The sequence below is a fragment of the Protofrankia sp. CiP1_Cm_nod4 genome (genome assembly GCF_982290645.1).
In genome coordinates, this window is sequence record NZ_CEVIVC010000128.1 from 1 (window position 1) to 3,692 (window position 3,692).

The 3,692-nt window shown below is 74.0% G+C and carries 3 protein-coding genes; all 3 read left to right on the top strand.

Going from position 1 to position 3,692, the window contains the following annotated elements; all coding sequences use genetic code 11:
* Positions 1–16: 16 nt before the first annotated feature.
* The gene (gene hpnC, locus AC5LSR_RS19275) at positions 17–973 is read left to right on the top strand and encodes a squalene synthase HpnC (protein WP_493468766.1); all 957 of its coding nucleotides are present in this window, start codon (positions 17–19) and stop codon (positions 971–973) included.
* Positions 970–1,875 (top strand): presqualene diphosphate synthase HpnD, encoded by a 906-nt coding sequence (gene hpnD, locus AC5LSR_RS19280; RefSeq protein WP_250286107.1) that lies wholly within the window; start codon positions 970–972, stop codon positions 1,873–1,875. The genes hpnC and hpnD overlap by 4 nt, the downstream gene beginning before the upstream one ends.
* A gap of 131 nt (positions 1,876–2,006) precedes the next feature.
* Positions 2,007–3,692, top strand: a 1,686-nt coding sequence (gene hpnE, locus AC5LSR_RS19285) for a hydroxysqualene dehydroxylase HpnE (protein ID WP_493468767.1), incomplete at its 3' end; no start/stop codon positions are given.

The following is a 3,692-nucleotide window of genomic DNA, read 5'->3' on the forward strand; positions in this document are numbered from 1 at the left end:
CGTAGATCGCGAACAGCTGCTGCCGCTGCCCGGGAACGCCCTCACGTCCTCACCCCAGGATGTGCTGCGGGCGGCTTCCGCCGAGAACTTCCCGGTGTCTCCGCTGATCCTGCCGGCCCGGCAGCGGCAGCACCTGTTCGCGATCTACGGATTCGCCCGTCTCGTCGACGACATCGGTGACGAGGCGGCCGGCGACCGGCTCGCGCTGCTCGACGCGCTGGAAGACGATCTTGAGAAGATCTGGGGCGGGACGCCGACACTCCCGGTCATCCAGGCGCTGGCGCCGACCGTCCGGGAATGCGGCCTGGCGCCGGAGCCGTTCCGCCGGCTCGTCGCGGCCAACCGGCAGGACCAGCTGGTCACCCGCTACGACACCTTCGACGACCTGCTGCGTTACTGCACCCTGTCCGCCGACCCGGTGGGGCACATGGTGCTCGGTGTCTTCGGCGTCAGCACCCCTGACCGGGTCGAGCTGTCGAACCGGGTCTGCACGGCGCTGCAGATCGTCGAGCATGTACAGGACGTGGCCGAGGACTATGCCGCCGGCCGGATCTACCTGCCCCGGGAGGACCTCGACAGCTTCGGGGTACGTGAGCGGGACCTCGCGCACCCCAGCGCCGGCCCGGCGGTACGGGAGCTGATCGCCTTCCAGGTGCTGCGCGCCCGCCGGATCCTCGACGAGGGCACACCGCTGGTGGGCCTCGTCGAGGGCCGGCTGCGGCTGGTCCTGGCCGGGTTCGTCGGCGGTGGCCGCGCGGCGCTGGACGCGGTCGAGCGGGCCGGGTGCGACGTCCTCGGCGGCGCCCCGACCGCGCCGAAGCCGCGGATCGCCCGCTACGCCCTGACGGTGGCGCTGGCCTCGCTCACCCCGTCCGCCAGGCGGGCGGCCCGCTCGGCGCGTGTCGCGCTGCCGCCGCTGGTCACCGGCGGCGGGATCATCAACAGGCCCGCCGCGGGTGGAGGTGGCGAATGATCTACGACGGTCGTTTCCGGTCGCCGACGGTAGAGGAAGCGTACGCGTCCTGTGAGGCGTTGACCCGCGAGGCCGCGCGCAACTTCGCCTACGGCATCCGGCTGCTGCCGGTCGACAAACGGGCGGCGCTGTCCGCGGTGTACGCCTTCGCCCGCCGGCTCGACGACATCGGCGATGGCGACCTGCCCCTCGAGGAGAAGGCCACCCGCCTGGCCGTGGCCCGGGCGGACATCACAGGGCTCGGCGCGGCCGGCTCCGACCCGGTTCTGATAGCTCTGGATGACGCCTGCCGGCGGTTCCCCATCCCGCTGGACGCCTTCTGCGAACTGATCGACGGTGTCGAGATGGATCTGCGTGGGGTCACCTACGAGTCCTTCGACGACCTTGTCGAGTACTGCCGACGGGTGGCCGGCACGATCGGGCGCCTGTCACTGGGGATCTTCGGCACGCAGGCGGCGCGCGCGGACGCGGGAGCCGCCACGGTCGCCGACGAGCTCGGGATCGCCCTGCAACAGACCAACATTCTCCGAGACGTCCGGGAGGACCTGATTACCGGCCGGATCTATCTGCCCCGGGCCGAACTGGAAAAGGCCGGGATCACCCTTGCCCTCGGCCCGGACGGCCGGCTCGGCGGTCCCGAGGACGCACTCGTCGATTACCTCCGGGAGTGCGCGCAGCGGGCCGACGAATGGTACGGGCGCGGTCTGAAACTGCTGACCATGCTCGACCGGCGCAGCGCCGCCTGCTGCGGGGCGATGGCCGGGATCTACCTGCGGCTCAACCGCCGGATCAGGACCGACCCCACCCCCGTCCTGCAGCAACGGCTGTCGCTGCCGGGCTGGGAGAAGGCGGTGGTGGCCGCGCGCAGCCTGGCCGGGCGCCCGGAGGTGTCGGCCGCATGAGCGTGGGCACCGGGACGCCGTCGGACGCGGCACCGTCACAGCGGACGCGGGCTGTCACGGCATCACCCGCCGCGGCACAGCCTGCCGTGACGCTTGCCGTCGGGCCGCCGCCGGCGCCGGGCGGCCACCGGATGGTCGTCGTCGGTGGCGGGCTCGCCGGCCTGTCGGCCGCGCTGACCGCCGCGGACATCGGCGCGGACGTGACCGTGCTGGAGGCGCGGCCGCGGCTGGGCGGCGCCACCGCCTCGTTCGCCAGGGACGGGCTGTGGGTCGACACCGGCCAGCACGTCTTCATGCGCTGCTGCACCGCCTACCGTGGGTTCCTCCGCCGGCTCGGCGTCGAGCACCTGACCACCCTCCAGCCGCGGCTGGACGTCCCGGTGCTGCTCGCCGGCTCCGGTACGAACGCCCGGCTGCGGCGTACCCGCATCCCCTGGCCGGCGCCGCTGCACCTGACCCCGGCGCTGCTGGGATACCGCGCGTTCCCGCTCGGCCAGCGGCTGCGGGCCGCGCTCGCCGCCTACCGGCTGGGCCGGCTCGACCCGAGCCGGCCCGAGGTGGACGGTGTCTCGTTCGGCAGCTGGCTGGCCCGCCGGGGCCAGTCACCGGCCACGATCGAGGCGCTGTGGGAGCTGCTGACCGTCGCCACCCTCAACGCCCCCGCGGACGCGGCCTCCCTCGGGCTCGCCGCCAAGGTCGTGCGCACCGGCCTGCTGGAGCGGGCCGACGCCGGGGACATCGGCTGGGCGGAGGTGCCCCTCCAGCGGCTGCACGGGGAGGCGGCGGCCTCGGAGCTCGCCGACGTCGGCGCGGACGTGCGGACCGGCGTGAAGGTCCGTACGATCGACCGGACAGCCACCGGGTGGCGGGTGGTCACCGACAGCGGCACGCTCGACGCCGACTCGGTGGTGCTCGCCGTGCCACCGCCGGCGGCGGCCGCCCTGCTGCCCGAGGGCGCGGTGGCGGATCCGGAACGGTTCGTCGACCTCGGCTCGTCACCGATCGTCAACGTCCATATGATCTACGACCGGCCGGTGCTGGCGGGGCCCTTCCTGGCCGTGGTGGGCTCCCCCGTCCAGTGGGTCTTCGACCGGACGGCCTCCAGCGGGATCGCCGAGTCGGTGGCCGATCACCCCGAGCGCGCGGGCGCGCAGTACCTGGCGATCTCCCTGTCGGCCGCGGACGACTGGATCGACCGGCCCGCCGGTGAGATCCGTGACATCTTCGTCGAGGAGATGCGTCGGCTACTGCCCGCCGCGCGGGACGCCGAGGCGGTCGAGGTGTTCGTCACCCGGGAACGCACCGCGACGTTCCGGCAGGCCCCCGGTACCCGGGCGCTGCGCCCCGGCCCGGCCACCGGACTGCCCGGCCTCGCGCTGGCCGGCGCGTGGACCGATACGGACTGGCCCGCGACCATGGAGGGCGCGGTGCGCAGCGGGCTGGCCGCGGCGAAGGTGGCGCTCGGCGGCTGGCGCCCCAGGCCACCGTCACCCGGCCCGGCCCGCCGGTTGCTGCCCGTGGTCGTGACATCCGGTGGTGCTCCTGCACAGCTGGGAGGATGCGGGTCGTCGCCGGTCAGCCCGTGTAAAACATCACAATCGTCCCGGACGCCGGAGACCAAGGTCCCTGGCGAGAGACCGTCGTCTTCTAGCCCACCGGGATCATCGGCTCCCAGGCCGACGGGCGCACCGAGCGCCCCGCCGCTGCCGGCGGCATCCCCACAGCCGAGTCCACCGTCGACCCCACCGACTCCGCCCAGTTCGCCCGCTTCGCCGGCTCCGCCCGCCTCGCCGGTGCCGCCCAGCTCGTCGGCACCG

Excerpts from the sequence above, each read along its gene's own strand:
- hpnD (WP_250286107.1), top strand. The coding sequence starts at position 970 with ATGATCTACGACGGTCGTTTCCGGTCGCCGACGGTAGAGGAAGCGTAC.